We start from the raw sequence: 25,201 nt of genomic DNA, 5'->3' as shown, positions 1-25,201 counted from the left end.
TGCTGCTCCGGGGATGCGCGGGCGACGGCGGACGGCCTCTCAGGGCAGCCGGAAGAGCGGGCGGCCGTACGTCATGAAGGGCCACGGGATGACGGCGAGGATGACGAGCAGCGTGATGAGGACGCCGATCGCCAGGCGCCGGTGCTGCGCGGTGGGGTCCGGGGCTCGCTTCGCCCGGGCCCAGGCGACGTGGGCGACCGCCACCGCCACAAGCATGGCGACGATGTGCTCGACGACGAAGAAGCGCAGCGCCGCGATGGGCATGGCGGCCTTCAGCGCGGCCAGCGACGTGGGCCTGAGCGGGCTGAGCGCGGTGTAGAGCAGGACGCCGAGGACGAACTGGGCGTTGAGCGAGCCGACGAACGCCGCGCCGACCTTGCGATCCGCCGCCGTCCACGGCCCCCGCTGGGCCCAGCCGCGGACCGACCGCGCGAGCGCCAGGAGCCCGAGCAGCAGGACGACCCAGCGCAGCCACGAGTGCGCGACGAGGACGAACGAATAGATCATGGACCTTGCTTTCCGGCCGCGGTGCCGGCCTCGATGATGTACTGCGCGATGTCGGCGAGATCCGACTCCCGGACGCCGCGGAAGCTGGGCATCGGGGGGACGTCGGTGCGCTTTCGCCCCGGGGTCACGGCCCAGCGGACGATGCCCGCGGGATCGGTCCTGTAAAGCCCTGCGATCTCGCTGAGCGGAGGGCCGACCAGCTTGGCGCTGGGGGCGTGGCACGCCGCGCAGAGGGTGGAGAACATGGCCTTGCCCTTCGCGGCCTGCGGCGAGAGCGCGACCGCCTCCTCGACGGGGTCGGGCCTCTTGCACGCGGCCGCGAGCAGGAGCAGGGCGGCGAGGATGGGCGACCACTTCATGCGGGCGGGCCGGAACATAGCGCGCGCCGGCGCCGCGTGGGGCCGCCGTCGCGCCGCGGGGATCACCAGGGCGCCGCGGGCCCGGCCAGCCCGAGCTGGAGGCCGCGGCGCGGGGCGCCGAAGGAGCCGGGTCGCCTCGCGACGATCACTGCATCTTGAAGAGGTCCAGGATCCCTGCCCGATCGCGGCCCGGTCCGGCACCGGCCGATCGCGACGAACGTCATGCGAGGCACGCTGTCCTGGAGCCAGCGGCCGGGCCCTTCGATCGTGATGGGCCGCGCTGCCGATAGGCACTCGACCACCGCCGCGCTCGCGGAACACCCACGCGCCTCACCGCTGCGGTCGAGCGTGATGTCCCGACGGCAGGTGGAGCAGCGCCCCCTGATGGGCGTGGCGATGTCCCACGATGGTGGGGCGTGATAGCGTCGGCGGCGCCCCGCCATGATCGACCAGGAAATCGACGCCCTCATCGCCGAGAACCAGTTCCATCCGAACGTCGTGTGGCGCCGCATCCCCGGGAAGGGCCGGGGCGTCTTCGCTCGCCGGTTCCTGCCGAAGGGCGCCGTCGTCGAGTGGGCCGCTGTCAGCTGCTTCCCGGCCTCGGATCTGAAGACCGAGGAGCACCGCGGCTGCCAGGCGCTCCATCACGTGTTCACGTGGGGAGAGGATCCCGGGCGGGAGAAGGCGTATGCGTGGGGGTTGCTCGCGCTCTACAACCACTCGACGACACCCAACGTCGAGATGGATGACGGTCCGGTGCCGGACTCGATGGCTGCCATCGCGCTCCGCGACATCCAGGCGGGCGAGGAGCTCTGCTTCGACTACGGCTATACCTGGTTCGATCCTCGCTGAGGCGAGGGCGCCAGCGCCGCGGCGACGGCCGTATCGCTCCGGCTCACCTCGGCGACACCGTCGCGCTGGCGACCGCCAGGCAGCCGCACCGGCGCTCCGCGCCCGCCTCTTGCGGCAGCGGCATCCAGGTCAACGCCTGGGCATCACACAGGCCGGACTGTCGTCGTTGCGGAGGTGAGGACGGGATTCGAACCCGCGTATAACGGTTTTGCAAACCGTTGCCTAACCACTTGGCTACCTCACCGACTGTTCGAAGCGGCGGGAGGTCATGCCTCATCTCTGCCCGGCTGTCAACGCCTTTGAGACCGCCGTCTACATTCACGCGGCCGAGCCGCCCCATCAGCCGCTTCAGCCGCGCGCTCCGCCGCGCTCGTTCTGTCGTCGTTCTGTCGTCGTTCTGTCGTCGTTCTGTCGTCGTTCTGGCGTCGTTCCGGCTTCCAGCTCCCTCCGTCCCGATCCCGGAGCCGGCGGAGGGGGCTCCGGCGCGTCCCCGCCGCAGCCCTCCAGAACACCCGCGCTGCCTACTGTTCGCGCCCGCCGCGCCGTGCCCTTCCCGCGCGCGGCCCCCTCTCCCGCGCCCCCAGGGCTCGCCCGATGTAGCTGGCCGTGTAGACCGCCCGCCGCGTCGCCTGGAGCAGCCCGCGCGGCACGATCCCCTTCCCCGTCTGGAACGGGTTGAAGCGGAGGGCGCGCTGGTCGATGTCCACCGGCTCGTACAGCTCCATATCGGCCACTGCCATCCACCGCGCGCGCGAGCCCCCTCGCCTCACCTCGAGGCGCAGCAGCGCGAGCCCCGCCGCAGCGGCGCGCTCCAGCTTCTCCACGCGGTTGCCTTTCACCACCGCCGCGCGCAGCGGCACCAGGCGGAACTCCGCGCGACCGAAGCCGGCCACGTCGAACCGCGCCAGCGCGTAGTAGTCGTTGTCCAGGAAGTCGTGCCTCTTCGTCGTGAACAGGGCGAACGGGAGCAGCAAGAGTCGGCGCGCGCTCACGAAAATGAGGTCCTGATCGCCGGTGCTCGCGGCCGGCGTCACCTCTTCGCTGGTCCGGAAGCGCACCGCGACCCCCAGCACGTCCGGACGGCGCTCGCCCTTGCCGCCACGCCACCGCCACATCGCGCCCGAGAGCCGCACGAGCGCCGGCCCCGCCAGCCGCTGCGCCAGCGCGCCGACCTCGCCCTCCACCGCGAGCGCCTTCACCCCCGCGCAGTAGACCACGCCGTCGGGATGGAACAGCCTCGCTCTCCGGATGAAGCTGCCCCCCACGGCGATGGGAGACAGCGCTCCCCCGATCACACGCCCAACCGCTTCGAAGAACCGCATGGTGACCCCTCCCTCGAACCTGGAGCGCCTGGGGCCAATCGCAAGTTGGGCGCGACCCGACAGCGCCCCTCCCGCGGCGCTCACCCGCGTCGAAGCGTCGAGATCTGCTGTTCTCCGCGCGCCATCCGTCCTCCCGCGCAACGGCGATTCCAGGGAAGCGCCGTGTCCCCGGCGCTCCCTCTCGTGCCGCTCGTACCGAGTCCTCCAGCGGCCTTCTCCGTCGCACACTCCGTCCCGCGCGCGCGTCACCCCGCGAGCGCGCGCGTCACCCCGCGCCGGCCTTCGCCGCCGGGTCGATCGCCGGAGCGGCGTCTCGCTCCGCCCGGGACTCGATAAGGCGCTTCGCCACGAGCGTCAGGAGCGCGAGCAGGACGAGCAACGAGGCGACCGCGAACGCCGCCGAGAAGTGGAACTCGTTGTAGAGCACCTCGACGTGCAGCGGCATGGTGTTGGTCTGCCCCCGGATGTGCCCCGAGACGACCGACACCGCGCCGAACTCGCCCATCGCCCGCGCGTTGCAGAGCACCACGCCGTAGAGCAGGCCCCACTTCGCGTTGGGGAGGGTGATGCGGAAGAACATGCTCCACCCGCTCGCGCCGAGCGACAGCGCCGCGTGCTCCTCGTCGGCCCCCTGGCTCTCCAGGAAAGGGATGAGCTCGCGCGCGACGAACGGGAACGTCACGAACGTCGTCGCGAGGATGATCCCCGGACGGTCGAAGATGACCCGGAGGTCGTGCTCGATGAGCCAGGGGCCGAACACCCCTTGCGCCCCGAAGAGCAGGACGAAGATCATGCCGGAGATCACCGGCGAGACCGCGAACGGCAGATCGATGAGCGTGACGAGCAGGCTCTTTCCCGTGAACTCGAAGCGCGCGATCGCCCAGGCCGCGGCCACGCCGAAGACGAGGTTGAGCGGCACGGCGATGACCGCTGTCGTGAGCGTCAGCTCGATGGCGGCGATGGCGTCCGGCGCGGTGATCGCCCGCCAGTACCCCCCGAGGCCGTCCTTCAACGCCTCGATGAACACCGCCACGACCGGCAGGAAGAGGAAGAACCCGAGGAACGCGAGCGCCGCCGCCGTGAGCGCCCAACGCACCAGCGGGGGCTCGGACGTCGCGCCGCGCACCGCCCCGCGCGACCTGACCCGCAGCTTGCCGGCCGCGCCAGCCACTACGACGCGACCCCGGGCGTGGCCCCCGCGGGCCGATCGGACGCGGGCTTAGGCGCCTCGACAGGGCTCCGCGACGACACGCGCGCGCCGCTCCAGGACTGGAGTCGGTTGATCAGGAAGAGGAGCACGAAGGAGCAGAGAAGCATCACCATCGCGAGCGCCGTCGCGCCCGCGTAGTCGTACTGCTCGAGCTTGGTCATGATGACGAGCGGCGTGATCTCCGTCTTGAGGGGCATGTTCCCGGAGATGAACACGACCGACCCGTACTCGCCGAACGCCCTCGCGAACGACATCGCGAACCCGGTGAGGATCGATGGCCAGAGCGCGGGCAGGAGGATGCGACGGAAGATCTCGAAGCGGCCCGCGCCGAGCGACGCCGCCGCCTCTTCCTGGTCGACCTCGAGCTCTTCCATCACCGGCTGGACGGTCCGCACGACGAACGGGAGCCCCACGAAGGTGAGCGCGATGACGACGCCCAGGCGGCTGAACGCGCTCTGGATCCCGAGCGGGTACAGGAACCGACCGACCCACCCCTGCTGCGCATAGATGGCCGTGAGCGCGATGCCGCCGACCGCCGTCGGGAGCGCGAAGGGCAGGTCGACGAGCGCGTCGACGATCGACTTGCCCGGGAAGCTGTAACGGACGAGCACCCACGCCACGAGGACGCCGAAGACCGCGTTGATGCCCGCCGCGATGAGCGACGCGGCAAAGCTCATCTTCAACGAGGCGATGGCGCGCGGCGAGGTCACCACCGCCCAGATCTCGGCGGGCTGGAGCGTCGCCGTCTTGAGGAAGATCATCGACAGCGGGACGAGCACCAGCAGCGACAGGTACGTTACCGTAATCCCCATCGCCAGCCCGAAGCCGGGCAGAACGCTCTGTCGCCGCCAGAGGAGAGCCACGAAGTCTACTTACTTACCGGCCTGGTAGATCTGGTCGAAGACGCCGCCGTCGGAGAAGTGCGCCTTCTGGGCTTTTTGCCACCCCCCGAACACCTCGTCAATCGAGAAGAGCGCGACCTTCTGGAAGACACCCTCCGACTCGGCCGCCGCGAGGATCGCCGGGTTGCGCGGGCGGTAGAAGTGCTTCACCGCGATGCGCTGGCCGTCCTCCGTGGAGAGGAAGGCGAGGTACGCCTCCGCCGCCGCCCTCGTCCCGCGCCTGTCGACCACCTTGTCGACCACCGCGACAGGCGGCTCGGCGAGGATGCTGATCGACGGCACGATCACCTCGAACTTGTCCTTACCGCTCTGCTTCACCGCGAGCAGCGCCTCGTTCTCCCAGGCGATCAGCACGTCGCCGAGCCCACGCTCGACGAACGTCGTGGTCGAGCCGCGCGCCCCCGTGTCGAGGACGGGCACGTTCTTGAAGAGGCGGCCGACAAAATCCTTCGCCTTCGCCTCGTCGCCGCCCGCTCGCTTCAGCTCGTACCCCCACGCAGCGAGGTAGTTCCACCGCGCCCCGCCGGAGGTCTTCGGGTTCGGGGTGATGACCGCCACGCCCTCCTTCACGAGATCGTCCCAGTCCTTGATGCCCTTGGGGTTGCCCTTGCGCACCAGGAAGACGATGGTCGACGTGTAAGGAGCGCTGTTGTCCTTGCGGCGCGCCTGCCATCCCTCCTTGATCAGCCCGGCGGACACGACCGCATCGACGTCGTAGGCGAGCGCGAGCGTGACCACGTCCGCCTCGAGCCCGTCGATCACCGACCGGGCCTGCTTGCCCGAGCCGCCGTGCGATTGCTTGACGGTGACGTCCTGTCCGCTCTGCTCCTTCCAGCGCTTCGCGAAGGCGGCGTTCACCTCTTCATAGAGCTCGCGCGTGGGGTCGTACGAGACGTTCAGTATCTGCACCGACCCCGACTTCGAGGCGCCGGCCGCGTCGCCCTTCGAGCACGCCGAGAGCGCCAGCGCCAGCACACAACAAAGCATCGTCATCAAGCGTCGCATCGATCGTTCCTACTCCCTTAGCCAGTCGCGAGATAACGCGCTTCCCGCTGCGCGAGCGCGTCGAGCAGCTGCTGGAAGCGCGAGGCGCCGATGCGCCGGGCCATGAACGCCGCGCGGCCGAGCTTCTGGCAGAGCTTCTTGGCGAGGAGCACGCCGCCGTGGCTGTTCACGTCGGTCAGCACGATCACGAGATCGGCCCGCTCGATGGCCGCCCGCAGCTCCGCCGCCCCGCGGCCGCCCGTGTTGCCCGTGTGAAACTCCAGATGGTGCCCCGCCTGCAGCGCCATCCGCTCCAGCTGAGCCTGGTTGCGATCCAACCCACCAATCCAGGTGATCCGCATCGCTCCGCCTCCTTGCGTCTAGCAGCGGGTGGCCGCCGCTATAACGGACATATCTCACGCTAAAGCAGAGGGCGCAAGGGAGATCTGCCAAAATAACGGAGGACATGTCTTGGATACCGGAGGGACACGAGGCTGGCGAGGACCGGAAATGGGGCGGGGCTACCCGCGCGAACCGTAGGTCATGACGAGGTACATGACGGCCTCGGCGCTGCCCGGGTTGCGGTAGCTGTGCGGGCTGTCGGCCTCGAACAGGATGGCGTCGCCGGTCTCGAGCAGGCGCCGCTCGCCGGCCACGGTGATCTCCACCGAGCCCTCGGTGACGATCAGGTTCTCCGCGGTGCCCGGGGCGTGCGCGTCGGCGTGCTCGACCGAGCGCGGCGCGAGGCGGAGCTCGTAGAACTCCACGTTGCGCGGCCGGTCCATCGGGAAGAGCGCCCGGGAAGAGAAGTCGCCGTTGCGAGACCGCAGGATGCGCGCGTGCGAGGCCTGCATGACGGTCGTGACGGGCGAGGTCGCCTGGCTCATCAGCGCCGAGAAGGGGACCCCGAGGGCGCGCGCGATCTTCCAGAGGACGTTGATGGTCGGCGTGCTCTGGCCCAGCTCGATCTGCCCCAGCATCGCCCGGCTCACCCCGGACGCCTTCGCCAGGCGCTCGAGCGACAGGCCCCGCTCGGCCCGGAACCGCTTCAGGTTGGAGGCGACGACCGGCGTGAGATCCGACGCGTCGTCGAACGCCGGGTCGTCCCCGCCAGGCTCGCTCGCCGGGGGCGGGGGTGGGGACGGCGGCTCGGCGGCCGCCGATCGCGCGGGGGTCTGGGCTCTGCGTGCCTTCACTGGACGCGTATCCGCCATGGTGGAGGGCGCGCGTCAAGCGAGCGGGGGGAAGGGCGCGCTCAGGGGCCGCCGGAGACCGCCTCCGCGACCGGGCTCGCGGGCGACGGGCGACGCACCGAAGGCACGGGCGCCGCCAGGAGCACCGGCGAGGTATGGCCGGTGATGAGGCGGGCGCCGCGCTTGAAGGTGATGTACTGCCACATCCACGCGAAGACGACGGTGAAGCGGTTCCTGAAGCCGATAAGGAACAGCACGTGGACGGCCAGCCAGGCGAGCCACGCGAGCGTGCCCGACATCTGCAGGCGCCCGACCTTCGCGATGGCGCGCGAGCGGCCGATGGTCGCCATCGTCCCCTTGTCGAGGTAGGCGAACTGCCCGCGCGGGCGGCCCTCGAGATCATCGAGGATGCAGCGCGCGACGAAGCGCCCCTCCTGGATCGCGGCCGGGCTGAGGCCGGGCACGTCGACGCCGTTGCGGTCGCGGAGCGTGGCCATGTCGCCGATCGCGAAGACGTTCGGGTGCCCGGGGAGGGAGCAGTCCGGCCCGACCTTCACGCGGCCGACGCGATCGAGCTCGACGCCGAGCGCGCGCGCGAGCGGGGTGCCGCGGACCCCCGCGGCCCAGATGACGGTCGCGGCGGGGAGGCGCTCGCCGTCCTCGAACTGCACGCCGTACTCGTCGATGCTGCGGAAGCGGCGCCCCTTGATGACCTCGACCCCGAGGGACGTGAGCTGCTCCTCGGCGCTCGCCGAGAGGCCCTCCGGGAAGGCCTGGAGGATGCGGGCGCCGATCTCGACGAGCAGCACCCGCGAGAGCGAAGGGTCGAGGGAGCGGAAGTCGCGCGCGAGGATGTACCGCGCGAGCTCGGCGAAGGCGCCGGCCATCTCGACGCCCGTGGCGCCGCCGCCGATGACGACGAACGTGAGCAGCCGCCGCCGCGCCGCGGGGTCCTCCTCGCGCTCGGCGGCCTCGAAGGCGAGCAGCATGCGCTCGCGGATGGTGAGCGCCTCGTCGAGGTTCTTGAGCGCAGGCGCGAACCGGGCCCACTCCTCGTGGCCAAAGTAGTTGTTCGTCGCGCCGACCGCGAGGATCAGGAAGTCGTAGTCGAGCGGGTCGCCGTCGACGGTGACGCGCCGCCCGGCGAGGTCCACGCCCGTCACCTCGCCGAGCAGGACCCGGACGTTGCGCTGGCGCGACAGGACCGATCGGATCGGGACCGCGATGTCGGCCGGCGAGAGGCTGGCCGTCGCCACCTGATAGAGCAGCGGCTGGAACAGGTGGTGATTGGTCCTGTCGACGAGGGTGACCCGGACGGGCGCGTCGCGGAGCGCCTTTGCCGCGTTCAGGCCGCCGAACCCTCCGCCGACGATCACGACGTGAGGCTCTCTCGCGGTCGTTGCCATGGTGCCTCCTGGCGAGGAACGCTTCCTCGGTGGCACGACGATGGTAGGGGGCGCGGATCACCGCGGCAAGCAGGCGCAGCGCGCGGGCGCGGCGCCGCGATCGCTCATGCCGCCGCGGCCTTCACGTCGCTGCTCGCCTCGGCCTTGCCGTCCGGCGCTTCGCCGCGCAGCACCTCGGCGAGCAGCTTCCGGCCGCGGTGCAGGCGGCTCATGACGGTGCCGACCGGGACGCCCAGCCGCGTCGCTGCGTCCTTGTAAGACATCTCCTCGAGGTCCACGAGCACCAGGGTGTCACGGAAGGTCGGCGGGAGCGTCGCGAGCGCGCGCCGCACGCCGGGCGAGAGCGCGTGCATGTCGGCGCAGCGCTCCGGCGCCGTCCACGCGCACGGGTCGGTCGCGAGCACGTCGAGGGCGTTGCGCTCGCGACGGCTGCGCCGGCAGCGGGTGATGAAGACGCTGAAGAGGATCTGGTGCACCCACGCCCGCAGGTTGGTCCCGGGCTCGTAGCTCCCCGCGAACCGGAGCGCGCGCTCCACCGTGTCCTGCACGAGGTCCTCGGCCGTCGCGGGCGTCCGGGAGAGCCGCAGCGCGCGGCCGAAGAGCTCCGGTGTCATTTCGACAAGGCCCCGGAGCAGCTCGTCGACCGCTCCCCGCGAGCCCTCTCCCGGCGCCGTCCGCGCCGCGCGCGCCACACCGAAGGACGGCCCGCGCCCGAGCGCGCGCGTCGCGCCGGGCGGCGGCGCTGGGTTCGAGGACCGGGTGGGGGCATGTGCGGCGTGGACGAGCATGGCGGGACCTCCTGCGTCACCGGCACTGGCAAGGCAGGTGCCACCGCGCGGACCTCGCGAAGGCCGCGAAACACGCTGAATGGCGCGGGCGGAGACACGCGGGCGCGTGTCAAATCGACAGCAGGGAGAGCGGGCGCGCCAGGGTGGCGAGCCACCCCGCGGCGCGCCCGGCCCGGCGGCCCCACCCGCGCGAGCGCCGGGCGAGGCGTCCAGCCGAGCGGGCGCCGGGCGGGGCGTCCGGCGGAGCAGGCGCTCGCGTCACGTCGAGAGCGGGTCGCTCCCGGCGGCCAGCGCGGCGATCAGGCCCGGGACCAGCTCGGCGATCTCGCCCGCCAGCAACCCCCGATCGCTGCCCGTCTGCGCGCGCCACACATCACCGGCGAGCGCGTGGATCAGCACCCCGGCGCTCGCCGCGGCGGTGGGATCCATCGAGCACAGGAGGGCCGCGATCATCCCGGTCAGGACGTCGCCCGAGCCGGCGGTGGCGAGCGCGGGGTTGCCCGCCATGCAGATGAACATGCGGCCGTCCGGGAGCGCGATGATCGTGCGCGCCCCCTTGAGCACGACGATCGCCCGGGTGAGCGCCACGGCCTCGCGCACGGCGCCGAAGCGGTCCTCCTCGACGGCCCGCGCGCTCCGGCCGAGGAGCCGCCCGAGCTCGCCGGAGTGCGGCGTCATGATGAGGCTCCCGCGCGCGGTCGCGAGCGCCTCCGGGCGACCCACGAAGTGCGTCAGGGCGTCCGCGTCGACGACCTTCAGGCCGTCCCAGCCGAGCACGACGTGATCCACCGCGGCCCGCGCCCGCTCGTCGAGGCCGAGGCCCGGGCCGATGGCGACCGCCCGCCGCCCGGCGAGCGCGCCGTCGAGCGACGCCGCGATGCGGGCCGGATCGATCGAGGTCGTCATCAGCTCCACGACGCGCGACTCCATCGCGCGCGCGGTGTCGGCCCAGGTGCAGATCGTCACGAGGCCCGCGCCCGTCCGCATCGCCGCGCGCGCGGTCAGCAGCGCGGCGCCGAGCTTGCCCGGCGAGCCGGCGATGACGAGCACGTTGCCCGCCTGGTGCTTGTAGACGCTCGCCTCGCGCGGGCGCAGCGACGAGCCGATCGTCTCCTTGCGGAGGACCTCCGCGACGTGGCCCACCTGGGCGAGGATCGGCCGGTCCGGGACCCCGAGATCGACGACGTGCACGTTGCCCGCGAGCCGCGCGCCCTCGGGCGTGAGCAGGCCGATCTTGAGGTGGCCGAAGGTGACCGTCTCGTCGGCCTGCACCGCGGCGCCGAGCGGCGCGCCGCTGTCGGCGTCGAGGCCCGAGGGCACGTCGAGCGCGATGCAGAGGCAGGTCGCCGTGTTGAGGACGCCGATGACGTCGGCGAGGTGGCCCTCGATGGGGCGGTCGAGGCCCGTGCCGAAGATCGCGTCGACGAGGAGGTCGGCCTCCGCGAGCGCGACCTCGAGCGGGGCGAGGGACGCGCCCGGGGGGAGCTCGGTCAGCGCGCCGCCGAGATCCACGTACGCGTCGTGGTTGATGCGGCTGTCGCCGGTGACCTTCTCGGACCGGGCGGCCAGGAAGACCTGGACCTCCGCGCCGCGGGCGAGGAGGTGGCGCGCCACGACGAAGCCGTCGCCGCCGTTGTTGCCGGCCCCGCAGACGACGACGACGCGGGCGTGGAGGGGGTACGTCGCGGGCTGCCCCGGGCTCGGGACGTGCCGGACCGGGAACGATCGGATGCGCGCGGCGCGGGCCTCCTCGGCGTCGCGGCGGCCGTTCGGCGGCGGCGGGACGCTCCCGGGGCGGCCCCGGAGCCCCGCCCCGGAGGGCAACGTGGCCGGCCAGAACGCCCGCGCGGGCGAGAGGCCGGACGCGAGCGGGTGCGGCGCGCGGTGCGCGGCGTCGCCGGGCTGCCCGGCGCTGCGCCCCTCGATGATCGCCGAGATCACGTCGGCGGCGCCGCGGCCGGCGTTCTCCATGAGGACGACGCCGGGGACGTGGCACTGGTGGATCGCGTGTTTGTCGAAGGCGCGCATCTGCGCGCGCGATAGGACCGGAATCACGAGCGCTCTTTCCCTTCGTCCAGGCTGGATCGGCTCTCGCCGTCCTCGTCCTCTTCGCTCCGAGATCGGCTCTCGCCGTCCTCGTCCTCCACGGTCGGGGATCGGCTCTCGCCGTCCCCTTCCAGGATAGCCACCGCCGCCGCCACGCCTGCATCATGCGTGATCGACAGGTGGACCCGCTGGACGCCCATGCGCTCGGCGAGCGCGCGCGCCGGGCCGTGGAGCGCCATCGTCGGCGGCATGCGCGGCGCGCCGCGCACCTCCAGGTGGTGCCAGCTGACGCCGGGCGCGCCGGCCATCGCCTTCACCACGGCCTCCTTCGCGGCGAAGCGGCCCGCGAGCGCCGTCGCCCGGTCCACGCGGTGCGCGAGCGAGCGGCGCTCCGGCTCGGACAGCACCCGCTCCCAGAACCGCTCCCCCCACCGCGCGAGCGCCTCCTCCATGCGTCCGATGCCGCAGACGTCGATGCCGATGCCGAGGATCACGCGCCCCCCTCGCTCGACCGAGCGTCCGGGCCGGCGGCCGGCGGTTGCACGGCGCCTCCGCAGGCGACGCTCGCCGCGATGCGATTGGCTGGACGGACAGACACGGGGAAGGCCATGTGGCGACTCTACCCTATTCGATGGCGACGCCTCCTGAAACGCGATCCGCGCCTCGCCCCGAGCGCGGAAGCGGAAGCAGACGCAGACGCAGACGCGGAAGCAGGCGCAGAAAGCGCCTCAACGGCGGCACGCGAGCGGGGAAGAGGCCCGGCGCGAGGCGGCCGGCCGCGGCCTCAAGCGTCGCGAGCGCGCCGCGACCGCGCGGCGAGCCCGGCCGTGGAGCGTCGCCCGCGCGCGCCGATCGCGGCTACCATGCTCGCGGCGCCCATGCAGACAGCCCTCGATCTGACGGTCATGCTCCCGCAGAGCGCCTACGATTACGGCGAGCGCTCGTCGGGCGAGGCCCACGGCGTGGTGCTGACCAAACCCCACGTCGTGAATCTCATCCTCGATCTCGCGGGCTACACCGCGGACCGGGATCTCGCGTCGCTGTCGCTGCTCGAGCCAGCCTGCGGCCACGGCGCGTTCCTGGTCCCCGCCGCCGAGCGGCTGATCCAGTCGGCGCGCCGCCACGATCGCGACCTCCTCGATATCGAGCCGGCGATCCGCTCGTACGACGTCGAGCGAGACCACGTCGACCGCGCGCGCCTCGCGGTCGCCGGCGCCCTCGCGCGGCTCGGGCTGCCGCACGGCGACGCGACGCGCCTCTCCGAGGCCTGGATCGCCCACGGCGACTTCCTGCTCACCAGCCAGGGACGCCGGTTCGACGCGGTGGTCGGCAACCCGCCCTATGTCAGGATCGAGCAGCTCTCGCCCGAGCTCCAGGAGGAGTATCGACACCGGTACAGGTCGCTCTACGACCGCGCCGATCTCTACGTGGCGTTCATCGAGCGCGGCCTCGAGCTCCTCGCGCCCGGCGGCGTCCTCTCCTTCATCTGCGCCGACCGGTGGACCCTCAACCGGTACGGCGCGCCGCTCCGCCGGCTGCTCTCGAGGTGGTTCCGGGTGCGGTGCTACGTCGATCTGCGCGGCGCGTCTCCTTTCGAGTCCGAGGTCGTCGCCTACCCGTCGATATTCGCCGTGTCGCCCGGCAAGACGGGGAGCGTCCCTGTCGCGACGCTGCGCACCGCCTCGCCGGAGGAGTGCGAGGCCGCCTCCGCCGCTCTTCGACACGCGGAGGGACACGCGGAGGGACACGCGGAGGGACGCGCGGAAGGACGCGCGGCGGAGCGCGGCTCCGGCGTCGCCGTGTCGGAGTACGCTTCCTGGTTCGAGGGCGACGACCCGTGGGTGCTCGGCTCGCCAGAGCACCTCGAGGCCCTGCGCGCGCTCGAGGCGCGGTTCGCGCCGATCGAGGAGGTCGGCGGGACGCGCGTCGGCATCGGCGTCGCCACCGGGAGCGACAGGATCTACATCGTCGGCGAAGAGGTGGATATCGAGCGTGATCGCCTCGTGCCGCTCGTCATGCGAGACGATATCGAGGACGGCCGCATCCGCGACGCCAGGCGGTTCGTCATCAATCCCTTCGGATCCGACGGCAAGGTGGTCAATCTCGAGGAGTACCCCAGGCTCTCCGGGTACCTGCACGCGCACGAGGCCGAGATCAGGAGGCGCTACATCGCGCGGCGGGGCGGCGCCGGCTGGTTCCGCACCATCGATCGCGTGGTTCCGGGGCTGACCACCGCCCCGAAGCTGCTCGTCCCCGACATCGCCGGCTCCAACGAGGTGGTCTATGACGAGGGCAGGTTCTATCCGCACCACAATCTCTATTTCATCACGTCGGAGGGCTGGGACATGGAGGCCCTCGGCGGGCTGCTCGGCTCCAAGGTCGCCCTCTTCTTCGTGTGGTCCTACGCGGTCAAGATGCGCGGAGGCTACCTGCGCTTCCAGGCCCAGTACCTGCGGCGGATCCGCCTGCCCCCGCCGGAGAGCGTCACGGAGGAGCTGATGAGCGATCTCCAGAGCTCCTTCCGGCGGCGCGACTTCGACAGGCTCGACGAGCTCGCGCTGCGCGCCTACGGCATCGACGCGCTCCCCGGGTTCGGCTTCCTCGACACGAGGAGATAGCCCGCTATCCGGGCCCACGCGCGGCGTGGTACCGTCGCGCTCTCACGGGGCGTTCGCGGGCGAGGGGACGAGCGATGACGGCCGAGAAGATCGAGTGCGCCAGCCGTATCGAGGGGGTCGTCGTGTACGCGCGCGGGGCGATCGTCACCCGCCGCGTCGAGCTCGCGGCGCCGCTCCCCCGGGGGGCCGTCGAGATCTCGGTGCCGGGGATCACGCCGCTCGCCGAGCCGGGGAGCTTCCGCGCGCTCATCGACGCCGCGGGAGGCGCTCCGGCGGGCGCGGCCGCCTCCGGGCCCGCGCGCGACGTGATCGGCGTGCGCGCGCGGCTCGTCGTGCCCCCGGCGCCCGTCTCGAGGGCGGCGCTCTCCGCCGAGCTCCGCGAGCTCGAGCTCGCCATCGCGCGCCTGTCGGCGGAGCGCGACCACCTCCGCCTCTGGCGCGACCAGCTCGGCGCCGTCTCGCTCGATCCGGAGCTCGCGCGGCGCTTCCGGCCGGGCGACCCGGCGGCCCGCATCCGCGACGCGCTCGCGGTGAGCCGCCTGCTCTCGGACGAGCTCGCCGCGCTCGACGCCCGCGCCGCCGCGCGCGACGCGGAGCTCGAGCGCGCCCGGAAGGATCTCCTGGCCGCCCAGCTCGACGCCGCCCAGGCCACGAGCGGCGAGGTCGAGGAGCGCGACCCGGCGCGCCTCGACGTCGTCGTGCGGCTCGCGCCGGAGCGCGGCGGCGCGGCCGGGGAGCCGGCGCTCCGGCTCGAGTACGCCGTGTCCGCCGCGCGCTGGTGGCCCGCCTACGCGGCGCGGTTCTCGCGCGGCGCGACCGAGGTCGCCTTGCAGCTCGACGCCCTCGTCGCGCAGGCCTCCGGCGAGGACTGGAAGGACGTGCGCCTCGCGCTCGCCACCGCCGATCTCGTGCAGGACACGCGGCTGCCGGAGCTCGCCTCGCTGCGGCTCAGCCGCGCGCAGCGCCCCCCGCGCCGCGGCTACCGCCCCGCGCCGGAGGGGCTCGACGCCATGTTCGAGGGGTTCGACAGCTTCGTCGCGGCCCTCCCCGAGCCGGCCGCGCCGACCACCGCGGCGCCTGGAAAGCTCCCGCGCGCGCGGGACGGCGACGAGGCCGCGCGGAACCGGGCCAGCCCGGAGCCCTTCGCGGCGATGAAGAGGCCGGCGGCGCCTGCGCCGTCCGGCCCGGCCGCCCCGCCACCCCCGGTGCAGGCCGCCGCGCCGATGGCGTTCGCCCCGCCGCCCCCGATTCCGCTCGCCGCGCCGGCGCGCAAGTCGCGCGGGCTGTCGCTCCCGTCGTTCGGCGGCGGCCACGGGGCGCCGCCCCCGCCGGCTCCCCAGGCGAGCGCGCCCCCGGTCCCCCGGAGCGCCCTGGGCTCCGCGGCGAGCGTCGAGGCCGCGGCCAGCCTCGAGGAGGAATGGCTCGCTCCCGAGCAGGCGCAGGAGGGCGCCGGGGCCGCCCCGGCGCTCGAGCCCGCGCAGGTCGAGGAGTGGCTCGACTTCGACGCGCTGCACCTCCCCGGCGCGGGCAAACAGCGCGGCCGGCTCGCGCGCGACGAGCCCGGGCCCTCGCGGCGCGACGCGCGTCGGGCGGAGCAGGACATCGCGGACCTCGGCGCCCCGCCCCGGGCCGTGGATCCGCGCGACTCGCGCGGGCAGTTCGACCACCTCTACGTCGGCGAGAGCGCCGCCGACGTGCCGTCGAACGGCAGGCTCCACCGCGTCGCGCTGGGCGCCGCGCGCGCCCCCGCCGCGCCCCGGTTCGTGACCGCGCCCCGCGAGGCCGCCGAGGTCTACCGCGAGGCGCGCGTCGAGAACCCGTTCGACGCCCCGCTGCTCGCGGGGCCGGTCGACATCTTCGTCGACGGCGCCCTCGCGGCGCAGTCCGCGCTCGGCCGCGTGGACCGGGGCGGCCTCCTCCGCGCCGGCCTCGGCGTCGAGGAGCGGATCCGGGTCGCCAGGAACGCGCGCGTGGACGAGTCGAGCGCCGGCCTGCTCGGCGGCTCGCTCGCCGTCGAGCACGCGGTCGTCATCGACCTCTCCTCGTCGCTCGGGATGGGCGTCGAGATCGAGGTCCTCGACCGCATCCCGGTGACGGACGACAAGGACGTCGAGATCAAGCTCCTCTCGTCGCAGCCGAAGGCCGAGCCGTACACCCAGGAGGAGCTCGGCGAGCCGGTGCGCGGCGGGCTGCGCTGGCGCGTCCCGATCGCGCCGGGCGGCAAGGCCTCCGTCGCGTTCACCTACCGCGTGGTGCTCTCGTCCAAGAACGAGATCGTCGGCGGTAACCGTCGGGAATAACAAAGGAAACGAGCGCACCATGGCAACGGATGCGAGCGGTTCGGACCGGGCTGGGCGGAGCGCCAGCGGGGGCGGAGGGAGCGACGGGAGCGGCGGCCACGAAGGCGCCCGCGCGCCGCACCCGAGCGTGGCGCGCGCGGTGACGCTGTTCGAGGATCGCGCCGAGGTCGTGCGCGCGGCGCGCGTCGAGGTCCAGGCGGGGGCGCAGTGGATCGCGATCGGCGGCGTCTCGGTGTTCGTCGACGAGCGCACCGTGCAGGCGCGCATCGCGGGCGTGGGCGCGGACGCGGTGCGCGTGACGGCGGCGCGCGTCCGGTGGAGGGCGCACAGGGAGGCGGCGCTCGGCCGCGAGGCGATCGACGCGCTGGAGCGCGAGGAGCGCGAGGCGTCGCTGCGGGCCGGCGCCGCGGAGCGCGCGCGGGACCGGGCGTCGCGGCGCGAGGCCCACCTCGACCAGCTGCTCGCGAAGTGGGCGCGGGCGATGAGCGAGGTCCCGAAGGACGCCGGCGAGCCCGCGCGCCTCGCCTCGTGGCGCGGCGGCGCCGAGGCGCTGCACGCGGCGCTCGCCGAGGCGCTCGGCGCGTCGGCGGACGCGCGCGCGGCGCGGGCGCGCGCCGAGGAGGACGCCCGGCGCGCCGCGGCGCGGCTGCGCGAGGGATCGGTCGAGCAACCGCGCTACGAAGCGGTGATCGAGGTCGAGGTGCACGCCCCCGCGCCGCAGCCCGTCGATATCGAGCTGACGTACCGCGTCGCGTGCGCGATCTGGCGCCCCGAGCACCTGGCGCGGCTCGCCGCCGGCGCCGCGGTCACGAGCGCGGGCGGCGCGGCGGCGCAGGGGCCTGGCGGCTCGATCGAGCTCACCACCTGGGCGGCCGCGTGGCAGGCGACGGGCGAGGTCTGGGAGAACGTCGCCGCGCGCTTCTCGACCGCGCGGCCGTCGAGGAGCGCCGAGGCGCCGCTGCTCGAGGACGACGTGCTCCGCGCGCGGCGCAAGACGGAGATCGAGCGCCGCCGCGTGATCGTCGAGGCGCGCGACCAGGCGATCGCCGCGGCCGGGCTCGACCGCGGGGCGCGGGCCGTCGACGAGATGCCGGGGGTGGACGACGGCGGCGAGCCGCTGATCTTCGAGGCGGCGGAGCCGGTGACCCTCCCCTCGGACGGCCGCCCGACGCGCATCGAGATCGCGCGGCGCTCGCTCCCCACCGAGCTCGCGCTGGTGCTGTACCCCGAGGTCCACCCCGCGGCCCACCTGCGCGCCACGGTGACGCTGGACGGCGGCGGCGCCGGCGGACGGCCGCGCCCGCTGCTGGCAGGCCCGGTGCGCGTCGCCCGGGGCGGCAGCCTCATCGGCCGCGCCCGGCTCGATTTCGTGGGCGCCGGCGAGCCGTTCGAGCTCGGCTTCGGCGTGGACGACGCCGTGCGCGTGCGGCGCACCGTCGACGAGGAGCAGGACACCGCCGCGATCACGGGGAGCCGCAAGATCCGCCGGCGTGTGAAGCTGTCCGTGTCCAACCTCTCCAGCAACGTGAAGCGGGTGCTGGTCACCGAGCGGATCCCTGTCAGCGAGGTGGCCGAGGTCGAGGTCGCGCTCGGCGAGGCCCCCGGCTGGACGCTGGACGAAAAAGACGGATTTCTCCGTGGCCACGTCGAGCTCCCTCCGAAGGGGTTGAAGACGATGTCGTTCAGCTACGAGCTCCGCGCAGCAGCGAGCGTGGTGTTGCCTTTTTGAAGCCAGGAAACGCAGAGCGCGGGAACGTGGAAGGAGAGAAGGAGAGAAGCACGGAAGCCGCGACGCCGACGGCCGCCGTCGCACGGTTCGCGCGGAGCGCCGTTGACAGGACGCAGTGCGCTTCTGTAACGAATCGATCTTCCAGCGGCTTCACTCGTGAAGGAGGAGGATCGCCATGAGGCAGCAGATCGACGGGGCCGTGGTGCTGACCGCAGCCGACGAAGACGTGATGGAGTATTTGCCCAACCGAGGCGTCTTCATGGCGCAGCTGCTGGGAAGAGACCGCGGGAACGCCTTCGGCTTCTACAGGGGCACGATGGGCCCCGGCTGTGAGATCTCGCGCGAGCTCCACACGGAGACCACCGAGACCATCTACATCCTGGCCGGGCAGGCGCTCGGCATCGTCGGCGATCGCGAGGTGCCCCTCGGCCCCGGCCAGATGATGCACGTCGAGACGAACGTACACCACGGGCTGCGCAACACGGGCGCCGGGCCGCTCGAGTTCCTCGTCATCGGCCACCCCGATTTCTGATCGCGCGGTCCGCTCCTTGAGGTGCGCCGCGCCCCTCCGGTTCGCCTCCAGCGCGCTCGCCGTGACGGCGCTGCTCGGCGCTGCAGCGGCGCGCGCCGAGCCGCCTGCAGCGGCGGGAGCCGAGCCGCTCGCGGCGCCGTCCGGCGCGGCGATACGCGGAGCCGGCGACACAACCGCCCTCCGTTCCGGGGCGGCGCTGCCGGGCGCGCCGCGCCGGGCCGCGCCGGAGGCTCCCTCTCGCGCGCGGCCCGAGGTCGCGTGGGATCCGGCCTGGCCGCGCTTCCGCGTGAGCGAGTATGTGGCCACGGGGCTCCTGGCCGCGACCGCGTTTGGCACGCTCGCCATCCCGCCGTCGGAGGGCCGGTGGACGACCGTGAACGGCTTCGACGGCTCGGCGCGCGACGCCCTGCGCATCCGCAGCGATCGCCAGCGCGAGGTGGCGCGGGACGCGAGCGATCTCCTGCTCACGCTGATGACCAACCACCTCGCGGTGGACGCGCTGCTCGTGACCTGGTGGGGGCACGGCCGCGGCAGCGTCGCCTGGGAGATCGCGATGATCGACGTCGAGGCGCTCGCGCTGAACGCGGCCCTGAACGGCGTCGTCGCGGGGCTCACGAGCCGCGAGCGCCCCTACCGCGCCGGGTGCGCCGTGCCGGAGGAGCAGCAGGACCGCGACTGCCGGGGGAGCAAGCGGTACAGGAGCTTCTTCAGCGGCCACAGCTCGACCGCCTTCACGGCGGCGGGGCTCGTGTGCTCGCACCACGCGCGCCTGCCCCTGTACGGCGGCGGCGCCCCCGACGCGCTCGCGTGCGCCGCGTCGCTCGGGACGGCGGCGGCCGTGGCGACGCTCCGGGTCGTCTCCGACCAGCACTTCGCGACCGACGCGCTCACGGGCGCGGCGGTCGGCGCCCTGACCGGCCTCGGGCTCCCGTGGCTCCTGCACTACCGCGGCGGCGCCCCCGCCTCGGACGCGCCGCGCGGGGACGGCATCACGCTCGGCTTCGCGCCCGCGCCGCTCGGCGGGTACCTGGTGGGCAGGTTCTAGCGATGGCGCTCCGCCGCGCGCTGGCCGCCGCCGCGACGCTCGCCGCCCTCACCCTGCTGCCCGCCGGGGCCGGCGCCCAGGATCCGGCCGACCTGCCGTCGCCCGCCGGCGAGCCGCCGCCGGTGCCCTCGGGCATCGACCTCCTGCAGAAGCGCTCTTACTGGGCGCGGAGCGCCGCCGCGCGCCCGTTCGTCTCCGCGCTGATGGATCTCGGCGTGATCTACTTCAGGCCGAGCCTCGCGCTCGGCGTGGGCAAGCCGCACTGGTCCTGGCTCGGGATCGAGGCCTACGCGAGCGTTTCGCCGAGCGGCGGCGCGGAGTACCTGGGCCTCCGCGCCGCGCTGCCCAGCGTCGAGATCCGCGGCGGCGCGCGGTACGCCTTCTCGACGACCCAGTACTTCCTCGAGCCTCGGGCGTCGTACACGCGCAGGGACACCGAGCTCATGCAGGGCCCCCCGTCGCGGTACGTCGCGGCGGAGCTCGAGGTGTCGGGCTCGATACCCTTGCTCGGAGGCAGCCTGTTCGGCGTCGCGACCGGCTATGCGGTGCTGGGGACGCCGGAGGGGTTCTACCTTTACGAGGAGGCGCTCCACGCGGTGATGAAGCCGCCGTACCTCTACCGGGCCCGGCTCGGCTACATGGCGGAGATGGACCGGTTCGGCGAGCTCCGCCTGGGCGCCGCCGCCGAGGTGCTCGGCAACCCTGGCCGCGACAGCGTCGTCATGCGGCTCGGCCCCGTGCTGGCCGTGTCGTTGACGCACCACCTGGACGCGGTGGGGACGGTGATGGTGGTGGCCGCGACGCCCGATCGGCTCGGCCTGCTGGGCGCGGATCTCGGCCAGCTCGGCCTTCGATACCGGTGGGCGACCGGCGATCGCTGGCCGGAGTTCCCGTGACGCATGCGCCTGCCGCGACGCGTGGTAAGCGTCTCTGTATGAACAAGCTCATCTCCCTGACGTTCCTCGCCGCGGCCCTCGCGGCGTGCACCCAGCCCGGCGAGGCGAGCGCGCCCGCGGCCGCCGGCGCCGCCGCGCCGCAGCCCGCCAAGGCCGACGCCCCGAAGGCGAAGGCCGCGGGCGCGCCGGCGGCTCAGGCGGCCCAGGCCAAGATCGGCCAGCCCGCGCCCGATTTCACGCTGCCGGACCTCGACGGCAAGCCCGTCAAGCTGGCCGATCACAAGGGCAAGACGGTCGTCCTCGAGTGGTTCAACCCCGGTTGCCCGTTCGTGCAGCTCGCGCACCGAAAGGGCGGCCTGAAGGACGTGCCGGCGCAGCAGGCCCAGAAGGGGGTCGTGTGGCTCGCCATCAACTCCGGCGCTCCGGGCAAGCAGGGCGCCGCCAAGGAAGAGAACGTGAAGGCAAAGGGCGAGTTCGGGATGAGCTACCCGGTCCTCATCGACGAGAAGGGCGATGTGGGGCGCGCGTACGGCGCCCAGCGCACACCGCACATGGTCGTCATCGATCCCCAGGGCACGGTCGTCTACGCCGGCGCCATCGACAGCACGAAGGGCGGTGAGCCCGAGCCGGGCGAGCAGGTCACGAACTACGTCGATGTCGCGCTGACCGAGCTCGCCGCCGGCAAGGCGATCTCCACGAAAGAGACCGAGGCGTTCGGCTGCACCGTCAAGTACTGATCAGCCCGCCGGCGGGCCCATGAGCAGCGGAGCAGCTGAACCCACCTCGGCATCATGTCGCGCGCCCCACAAATAGCGTCGCGGACGGCGTCCCGCACCTCGCTGCTCTCTCGTTGGATCGTTCAATGGCGCTGTCGTCGGCGCGGCGCTGAACGTCGCTCACCGTCGCTGACCGTCGCTCACCGTCGCGCCCGCCGTCCGTTCCCGCCCCACGCCGATCGCCGCGTCGAGCGCATCGCACCCTGGCCCCCTCACGGCGACAGGCCCAGTCCGGGGTGTTGACATGGACGTAAACTCAGGTTTACCGTTGGGTGACAGTTCTGGCATATCGCTCGTAGCTCACGCCTGAAGCGAGGCGCTCACTGGCACGCGGCCGGGCGGTCCGGGATGATGGCGATTCGAGGCCATGCGCTGGGGGGCTCCACCTTCGCTGTTGAAAAGGGTCCGAGTCATGAGCCGAATGGGAGGAGCGGGCCCGGAGAGTGTGAACGCCGCGTGGTCGGCGAGCGAGGAGCCCACGTCCCGCCCCGTCTCGATCGCGCCCCAGAGCAGGCCGCCCCGCTCCGCCCCGCCGGGGAGCTCGGGCGCCGCGCAGGAGACGGTGTTCCAGTGCGTCGAGCCGCCCTCGTCGCGCGTGCCGAGCAGGTTTCCCATCCGCAACTGGGATCGGTATGAGTGCGAGTCGCTCATCGGGAAAGGGGGAATGGGCACGGTCTACAAGGCCAGGGACCCGCGACTCCACAGGTACGTGGCGCTCAAGCTGATACGGGGCAACGATCCGGAGCTCGCCCAGCGCTTCATCTGGGAAGCGCGGGCCCAGGCCCGGGTCGAGCACCCGAACATCTGCAAGGTGTACGAGGTGGGCGAGGCGCAGGGCCAGCCGTTCATCGCCATGCAGTACATCGACGGCCAGCCGCTCCACCGGGTGGCGCAGCAGCTGTCCCTCGAGCAGCGGGTGAAGATCGTGGCCGACGTCGCGGACGGCCTGCACGCCGCCCACCGGCTCGGGCTGATCCACCGCGACATCAAGCCGGCGAACATCCTGGTGGAGCGGACCGCCGAGGGCGCCTTCCGCCCCTACCTCCTCGATTTCGGGCTCGCGAGGGACACCGCGGCGGACGCCCGGGCGACGGCGAGCGGCGAGGGGACGCCGGCGTACATGGCGCCCGAGCAGGTGTCCGGGGGCCAGCGCCAGCTCGACCGCCGCACGGACGTCTACTGCCTCGGCTCCACGCTCTACGAGGTCCTCGCCGGGCGCCCGCCGTTCGTCGACCCCTCGGTGACGAGCCTCATCGCCCGCGTGGCGCGCGAGCTGCCGGCGCCGGTGCGCAAGATCGACAAGCGGATCCCCGTCGATCTCGAGACCATCGTGATGAAGTGCCTCGAGAAGGAGCCGCAGCGGCGGTACGACTCCGCGAAGATGCTCGCGCTCGATCTCGAGCGCTACCTCGAGGGGGAGCCGATCGACGCGCGGCCGATGGGCATCGGCTACCGCGCCCTGAAGCGCGCCAGGAAGCACAGGCTCGCGGTCGCGGCGGCCGCCGTCGCGCTCGTCGTGCTCGCGCTCTCGGGCGCCGTCGCCCTCCGCGCGAAGCTCGCCGCCGCGCGTCAGGCCGAGCTCGCCGCGCGCGTGGCGTCCCTGGCCGAGGGCTTCGGTCAGGACGTCAAGGAGATGGAGCTGTTCATGCGCTACGCCTACGCGCTCCCCCTCCACGAGGTGTCGCGGGAAAAGGAGGTCATCCGGGCGCGCCTGGGCGAGATCGACCGGAAGATGCAGGGCATGCGCGAGACGACGGGCGATCTCGTCGAGGGCCCTGGCCGCTACGCGCTCGGGCGCGGGCACCTCGCGCTGCACGAGCCCGAGGAGGCGCTCGCGCACCTCGAGGCGGCGCTCGCGAGCGGGTACGCCGCGCGGGACGCGAAATTCGCGGCGGGCCTCGTGCACGGCATGCTCTACCTGAAGGGGCTCGATCGGGCGCGGCGCCTCGCCGACAAGGGGGAGCGGTCCGCGCACCAGCTCGAGCTCGAGGAGCGGCACAAGCAGCCGGCGCTCAGGTACCTGAGGGACAGCGTGAGATCGGCCGCGGAGCCGCCGTCGTACGCCGTGGCGCTCATCGCGCTCTACGAGGGGCGGTTCGACGAGGCGCTCGCCGACGCGCGGCTGGCGTTCGCGCGATCGCCCTGGGAATACGAGGCGAAGAAGCTCGAGGGCGACATCCTGCTCGCGAAGGGCACGGCGGCGCGCGACCTCGGGGAGCACGCGGCGGCGCTCGTCGAGTTCTGGGGCGCCGTCGCCTCGTACGAGGCCGCGGCGGAGATGGCCGAGAGCGATCCCGACGTCCACGAGGCGGCCGCGCGCGCCCTGAGCGAGATCATGCTGATCGAGGCGCAGCGCGGCGGAGACGCGGAGGAGGTCGTCGCGCAGATCATCGCCCGGTGCGACAAGGCGCTCCGGGCGAGCCCGGGGGCGAGCGGCGCGCTCGCCAAGAAGGCCTGGGCGCTCGTGCACCGCGGAAGGCGCGCCCTGTCGCGCGGCTCGGACCCGAGGTCGGACCTCGTCGAGGCGGTCGCGGCCAGCGAGCAAGCGGCCCAGGGCGATCCGTCGGACGCGACCGCGCACGGCGCGATGGGGGCGAGCTTCTTCCTCCTCGCGTCGCACGAGAGCGCCGTGGGGCTCGACGCGTGGCCCTCGCTCGGCCGCGCGGTCGACAGCGCGCAGCGGTCGCTCGCGCTCGACCCGAACTCCTTCTGGGCGTGGAACGACGCCGCCATCGCCTACGGCATGATGGCCGAGTACGCCGCGTCCCGCGGCGCCGATCCCCTCCCCCTCTTCGAGATCGGCGCGTCGTACGCCGAGCGGGCGATCGAGATCGCGCCGAACGACATGCCGCCGCTCCTCAACCAGGGCTGGCTCTACGCGCGGCGCGCGCAGTACGAGCTCGACCACGGGGCGTCGCCCGAGGAGTCGCTCGACGTGGCCAAGGACAGCCTCGAGGCGGCCCTGCGGCGGCGCCCAGACAGCTACCGCGCCTACAACAACCTGGCCCTGACCTACCTGATCCAGGGCCGGCACGAGCGGCTCACCGGCGGGAGCGCGGAGCTCTCGCTCGCGCGGTCGATCGAGGCGTACGGCGCGGCGGCGCGCCTCAACCCGGACGATCTCGAGGCGAAGCAGGGTGCGGGCCTCGCGCGCATCGAGGCGGCGCACGGGGCGCTGCTCCGGGGGGAAGATCCGACGGCCGCGCTCCGCGCGGCGAGGGGCGCGATCGAGCCCATCGTGGCCGCGAGGGCGCAGCACGCGGGGGCGCTCCTCGCGCTCGGGAACATCGAGCTGCTCTCGGCGCGGTGGGCCGCGTCGCGCGGCGGGAGCCCTGCGGCGGCGCTCGACGCCGCGGAGCGCTCGCTGCTCCGCGCCCTCGAGGCGAACGGGGACAATCCGAGGATCTTCGGCAGCCTGGCCGAGGTCCACCGGCAGCGCGCCGCCCTGACCGGGCCGGGGCTCCTCGACGTGCGCTCGGAGGTCGAGGCGGGGCTCGCGCTGATCGAGCGCACGCTGGCCATCGACCCGGGCTTCCCGCTTGGGCGCGCCAGGAAGGGCGCGCTGCTCCTCCTGAGGGCGAAGGCGGAGCGCGAGCGCGCGGCGCGCCTGGATCTGGCCCAGCGCGCCGGGGCCTCGCTCGACGAGGCGCTCCGCGGCAACCCGCTGCTCGCGCGCGAGTACGCGCCGCTCCTCGACGAGGCGCGGAAGGTCGCCGCGGCGAGCCACCCTTAGCCC

General features: G+C 73.3%; 21 protein-coding genes and 1 tRNA gene. 9 read left to right on the top strand and 13 right to left on the bottom strand.

What is annotated here, in order from left to right:
* Window positions 1-39 precede the first annotated feature (39 nt).
* A complete protein-coding gene (locus WMF22_RS01825; RefSeq protein ID WP_437297420.1) occupies window positions 40-507 on the bottom strand; it encodes a hypothetical protein in 468 nt (155 codons plus the stop codon).
* Entirely contained in the window at window positions 504-866 is a 363-nt protein-coding gene (locus WMF22_RS01820; RefSeq protein WP_438034647.1) for a c-type cytochrome, read from the bottom strand. Before WMF22_RS01820 ends, WMF22_RS01825 begins: the two co-directional genes overlap by 4 nt.
* 441 nt (window positions 867-1,307) lie before the next feature.
* Here WMF22_RS01820 and WMF22_RS01815 point away from each other — a divergent pair, with 441 nt between their 5' ends.
* The gene (locus tag WMF22_RS01815) at window positions 1,308-1,718 is read left to right on the top strand and encodes an SET domain-containing protein (RefSeq protein WP_437297418.1); all 411 of its coding nucleotides are present in this window, start codon (window positions 1,308-1,310) and stop codon (window positions 1,716-1,718) included.
* Window positions 1,719-1,890: 172 nt separating this feature from the next.
* On the opposite strand, the gene WMF22_RS01810 is transcribed toward WMF22_RS01815, so the two are convergent.
* The 11 genes from WMF22_RS01810 to acpS form a co-directional block, all read right to left on the bottom strand.
* Window positions 1,891-1,962 (bottom strand) — tRNA-Cys (locus WMF22_RS01810).
* A 277-nt stretch (window positions 1,963-2,239) separates the two neighbouring features.
* The gene (locus tag WMF22_RS01805; protein WP_438034646.1) at window positions 2,240-3,040 is read right to left on the bottom strand and encodes a hypothetical protein; all 801 of its coding nucleotides are present in this window, start codon (window positions 3,038-3,040) and stop codon (window positions 2,240-2,242) included.
* 265 nt (window positions 3,041-3,305) lie between these two features.
* Window positions 3,306-4,211, bottom strand: a complete 906-nt coding sequence (cysW, locus tag WMF22_RS01800; RefSeq protein ID WP_437297416.1) for a sulfate ABC transporter permease subunit CysW — start codon at window positions 4,209-4,211, stop codon at window positions 3,306-3,308.
* Window positions 4,211-5,113 (bottom strand): sulfate ABC transporter permease subunit CysT, encoded by a 903-nt coding sequence (cysT, locus tag WMF22_RS01795; RefSeq protein WP_437297415.1) that lies wholly within the window; start codon window positions 5,111-5,113, stop codon window positions 4,211-4,213. Before cysT ends, cysW begins: the two co-directional genes overlap by 1 nt.
* A gap of 9 nt (window positions 5,114-5,122) precedes the next feature.
* Window positions 5,123-6,157, bottom strand: a complete 1,035-nt coding sequence (locus WMF22_RS01790) for a sulfate ABC transporter substrate-binding protein (RefSeq protein WP_438034645.1) — start codon at window positions 6,155-6,157, stop codon at window positions 5,123-5,125.
* A 17-nt stretch (window positions 6,158-6,174) separates the two neighbouring features.
* On the bottom strand, window positions 6,175-6,498 hold the full coding sequence (locus WMF22_RS01785; protein WP_437297413.1) for a DUF2325 domain-containing protein: 324 nt from the start codon (window positions 6,496-6,498) through the stop codon (window positions 6,175-6,177).
* 159 nt (window positions 6,499-6,657) lie between these two features.
* Window positions 6,658-7,332: a helix-turn-helix domain-containing protein gene (locus WMF22_RS01780; RefSeq protein ID WP_437297412.1), complete on the bottom strand. Its 675-nt coding sequence runs from the start codon at window positions 7,330-7,332 to the stop codon at window positions 6,658-6,660.
* A gap of 59 nt (window positions 7,333-7,391) precedes the next feature.
* Window positions 7,392-8,735: an NAD(P)/FAD-dependent oxidoreductase gene (locus WMF22_RS01775; RefSeq protein WP_438034644.1), complete on the bottom strand. Its 1,344-nt coding sequence runs from the start codon at window positions 8,733-8,735 to the stop codon at window positions 7,392-7,394.
* Window positions 8,736-8,839: 104 nt separating this feature from the next.
* Window positions 8,840-9,523, bottom strand: coding sequence for an RNA polymerase sigma factor (locus WMF22_RS01770; protein ID WP_437297410.1), 684 nt, complete (start codon window positions 9,521-9,523; stop codon window positions 8,840-8,842).
* A gap of 258 nt (window positions 9,524-9,781) precedes the next feature.
* A complete protein-coding gene (locus tag WMF22_RS01765) occupies window positions 9,782-11,578 on the bottom strand; it encodes an NAD(P)H-hydrate dehydratase (protein WP_438034643.1) in 1,797 nt (598 codons plus the stop codon).
* Complete coding sequence (acpS, locus tag WMF22_RS01760; RefSeq protein ID WP_437297408.1) at window positions 11,575-12,063, bottom strand: holo-ACP synthase; 489 nt, start codon at window positions 12,061-12,063, stop codon at window positions 11,575-11,577. The genes WMF22_RS01765 and acpS overlap by 4 nt, the downstream gene beginning before the upstream one ends.
* Before the next feature lie 384 nt (window positions 12,064-12,447).
* Between acpS and WMF22_RS01755 the strand changes: the two genes are divergently transcribed.
* From WMF22_RS01755 to WMF22_RS01720, 8 genes are all read left to right on the top strand, one after another.
* Entirely contained in the window at window positions 12,448-14,187 is a 1,740-nt protein-coding gene (locus WMF22_RS01755; RefSeq protein ID WP_438034642.1) for an Eco57I restriction-modification methylase domain-containing protein, read from the top strand.
* A 74-nt stretch (window positions 14,188-14,261) separates the two neighbouring features.
* Window positions 14,262-16,487 (top strand): DUF4139 domain-containing protein, encoded by a 2,226-nt coding sequence (locus WMF22_RS01750; protein WP_438034641.1) that lies wholly within the window; start codon window positions 14,262-14,264, stop codon window positions 16,485-16,487.
* A 19-nt stretch (window positions 16,488-16,506) separates the two neighbouring features.
* A complete protein-coding gene (locus WMF22_RS01745) occupies window positions 16,507-18,216 on the top strand; it encodes a DUF4139 domain-containing protein (RefSeq protein WP_438034640.1) in 1,710 nt (569 codons plus the stop codon).
* Between the two features lie 175 nt (window positions 18,217-18,391).
* Window positions 18,392-18,748, top strand: a complete 357-nt coding sequence (locus WMF22_RS01740) for a cupin domain-containing protein (protein ID WP_012232951.1) — start codon at window positions 18,392-18,394, stop codon at window positions 18,746-18,748.
* 16 nt (window positions 18,749-18,764) lie between these two features.
* Window positions 18,765-19,793 (top strand): phosphatase PAP2 family protein, encoded by a 1,029-nt coding sequence (locus tag WMF22_RS01735; RefSeq protein WP_438034639.1) that lies wholly within the window; start codon window positions 18,765-18,767, stop codon window positions 19,791-19,793.
* A 2-nt stretch (window positions 19,794-19,795) separates the two neighbouring features.
* Window positions 19,796-20,689 carry a hypothetical protein gene (locus tag WMF22_RS01730; RefSeq protein WP_438034638.1) on the top strand — a complete coding sequence of 298 codons (894 nt, stop codon included), beginning with the start codon at window positions 19,796-19,798 and terminating at the stop codon, window positions 20,687-20,689.
* A 38-nt stretch (window positions 20,690-20,727) separates the two neighbouring features.
* Complete coding sequence (locus WMF22_RS01725) at window positions 20,728-21,426, top strand: thioredoxin family protein (protein ID WP_437297402.1); 699 nt, start codon at window positions 20,728-20,730, stop codon at window positions 21,424-21,426.
* A 451-nt stretch (window positions 21,427-21,877) separates the two neighbouring features.
* Window positions 21,878-25,198 (top strand): protein kinase domain-containing protein, encoded by a 3,321-nt coding sequence (locus WMF22_RS01720; protein WP_438034637.1) that lies wholly within the window; start codon window positions 21,878-21,880, stop codon window positions 25,196-25,198.
* Window positions 25,199-25,201 lie beyond the last annotated feature (3 nt).

Origin of the sequence: Sorangium sp. So ce204 (assembly GCF_051526795.1) — a bacterium.
Taxonomy (GTDB): Bacteria; Myxococcota_A; Polyangia; order Polyangiales; family Polyangiaceae; genus Sorangium; species Sorangium cellulosum_B.
Note: the sequence above shows the minus strand (reverse complement) of the source record. Positions and strands in the feature narration are given on the sequence as shown.

Excerpts from the sequence above, each read along its gene's own strand:
- WMF22_RS01825 (WP_437297420.1), bottom strand. The coding sequence starts at position 507 with ATGATCTATTCGTTCGTCCTCGTCGCGCACTCGTGGCTGCGCTGGGTC.
- WMF22_RS01820 (WP_438034647.1), bottom strand. The coding sequence starts at position 866 with ATGAAGTGGTCGCCCATCCTCGCCGCCCTGCTCCTGCTCGCGGCCGCG.
- WMF22_RS01815 (WP_437297418.1), top strand. The coding sequence starts at position 1,308 with ATGATCGACCAGGAAATCGACGCCCTCATCGCCGAGAACCAGTTCCAT.
- WMF22_RS01805 (WP_438034646.1), bottom strand. The coding sequence starts at position 3,040 with ATGCGGTTCTTCGAAGCGGTTGGGCGTGTGATCGGGGGAGCGCTGTCT.
- WMF22_RS01790 (WP_438034645.1), bottom strand. The coding sequence starts at position 6,157 with ATGCGACGCTTGATGACGATGCTTTGTTGTGTGCTGGCGCTGGCGCTC.
- WMF22_RS01785 (WP_437297413.1), bottom strand. The coding sequence starts at position 6,498 with ATGCGGATCACCTGGATTGGTGGGTTGGATCGCAACCAGGCTCAGCTG.
- WMF22_RS01775 (WP_438034644.1), bottom strand. The coding sequence starts at position 8,735 with ATGGCAACGACCGCGAGAGAGCCTCACGTCGTGATCGTCGGCGGAGGG.
- WMF22_RS01770 (WP_437297410.1), bottom strand. The coding sequence starts at position 9,523 with ATGCTCGTCCACGCCGCACATGCCCCCACCCGGTCCTCGAACCCAGCG.
- WMF22_RS01755 (WP_438034642.1), top strand. The coding sequence starts at position 12,448 with ATGCAGACAGCCCTCGATCTGACGGTCATGCTCCCGCAGAGCGCCTAC.
- WMF22_RS01750 (WP_438034641.1), top strand. The coding sequence starts at position 14,262 with ATGACGGCCGAGAAGATCGAGTGCGCCAGCCGTATCGAGGGGGTCGTC.
- WMF22_RS01745 (WP_438034640.1), top strand. The coding sequence starts at position 16,507 with ATGGCAACGGATGCGAGCGGTTCGGACCGGGCTGGGCGGAGCGCCAGC.
- WMF22_RS01740 (WP_012232951.1), top strand. The coding sequence starts at position 18,392 with ATGAGGCAGCAGATCGACGGGGCCGTGGTGCTGACCGCAGCCGACGAA.
- WMF22_RS01730 (WP_438034638.1), top strand. The coding sequence starts at position 19,796 with ATGGCGCTCCGCCGCGCGCTGGCCGCCGCCGCGACGCTCGCCGCCCTC.
- WMF22_RS01725 (WP_437297402.1), top strand. The coding sequence starts at position 20,728 with ATGAACAAGCTCATCTCCCTGACGTTCCTCGCCGCGGCCCTCGCGGCG.
- WMF22_RS01720 (WP_438034637.1), top strand. The coding sequence starts at position 21,878 with ATGAGCCGAATGGGAGGAGCGGGCCCGGAGAGTGTGAACGCCGCGTGG.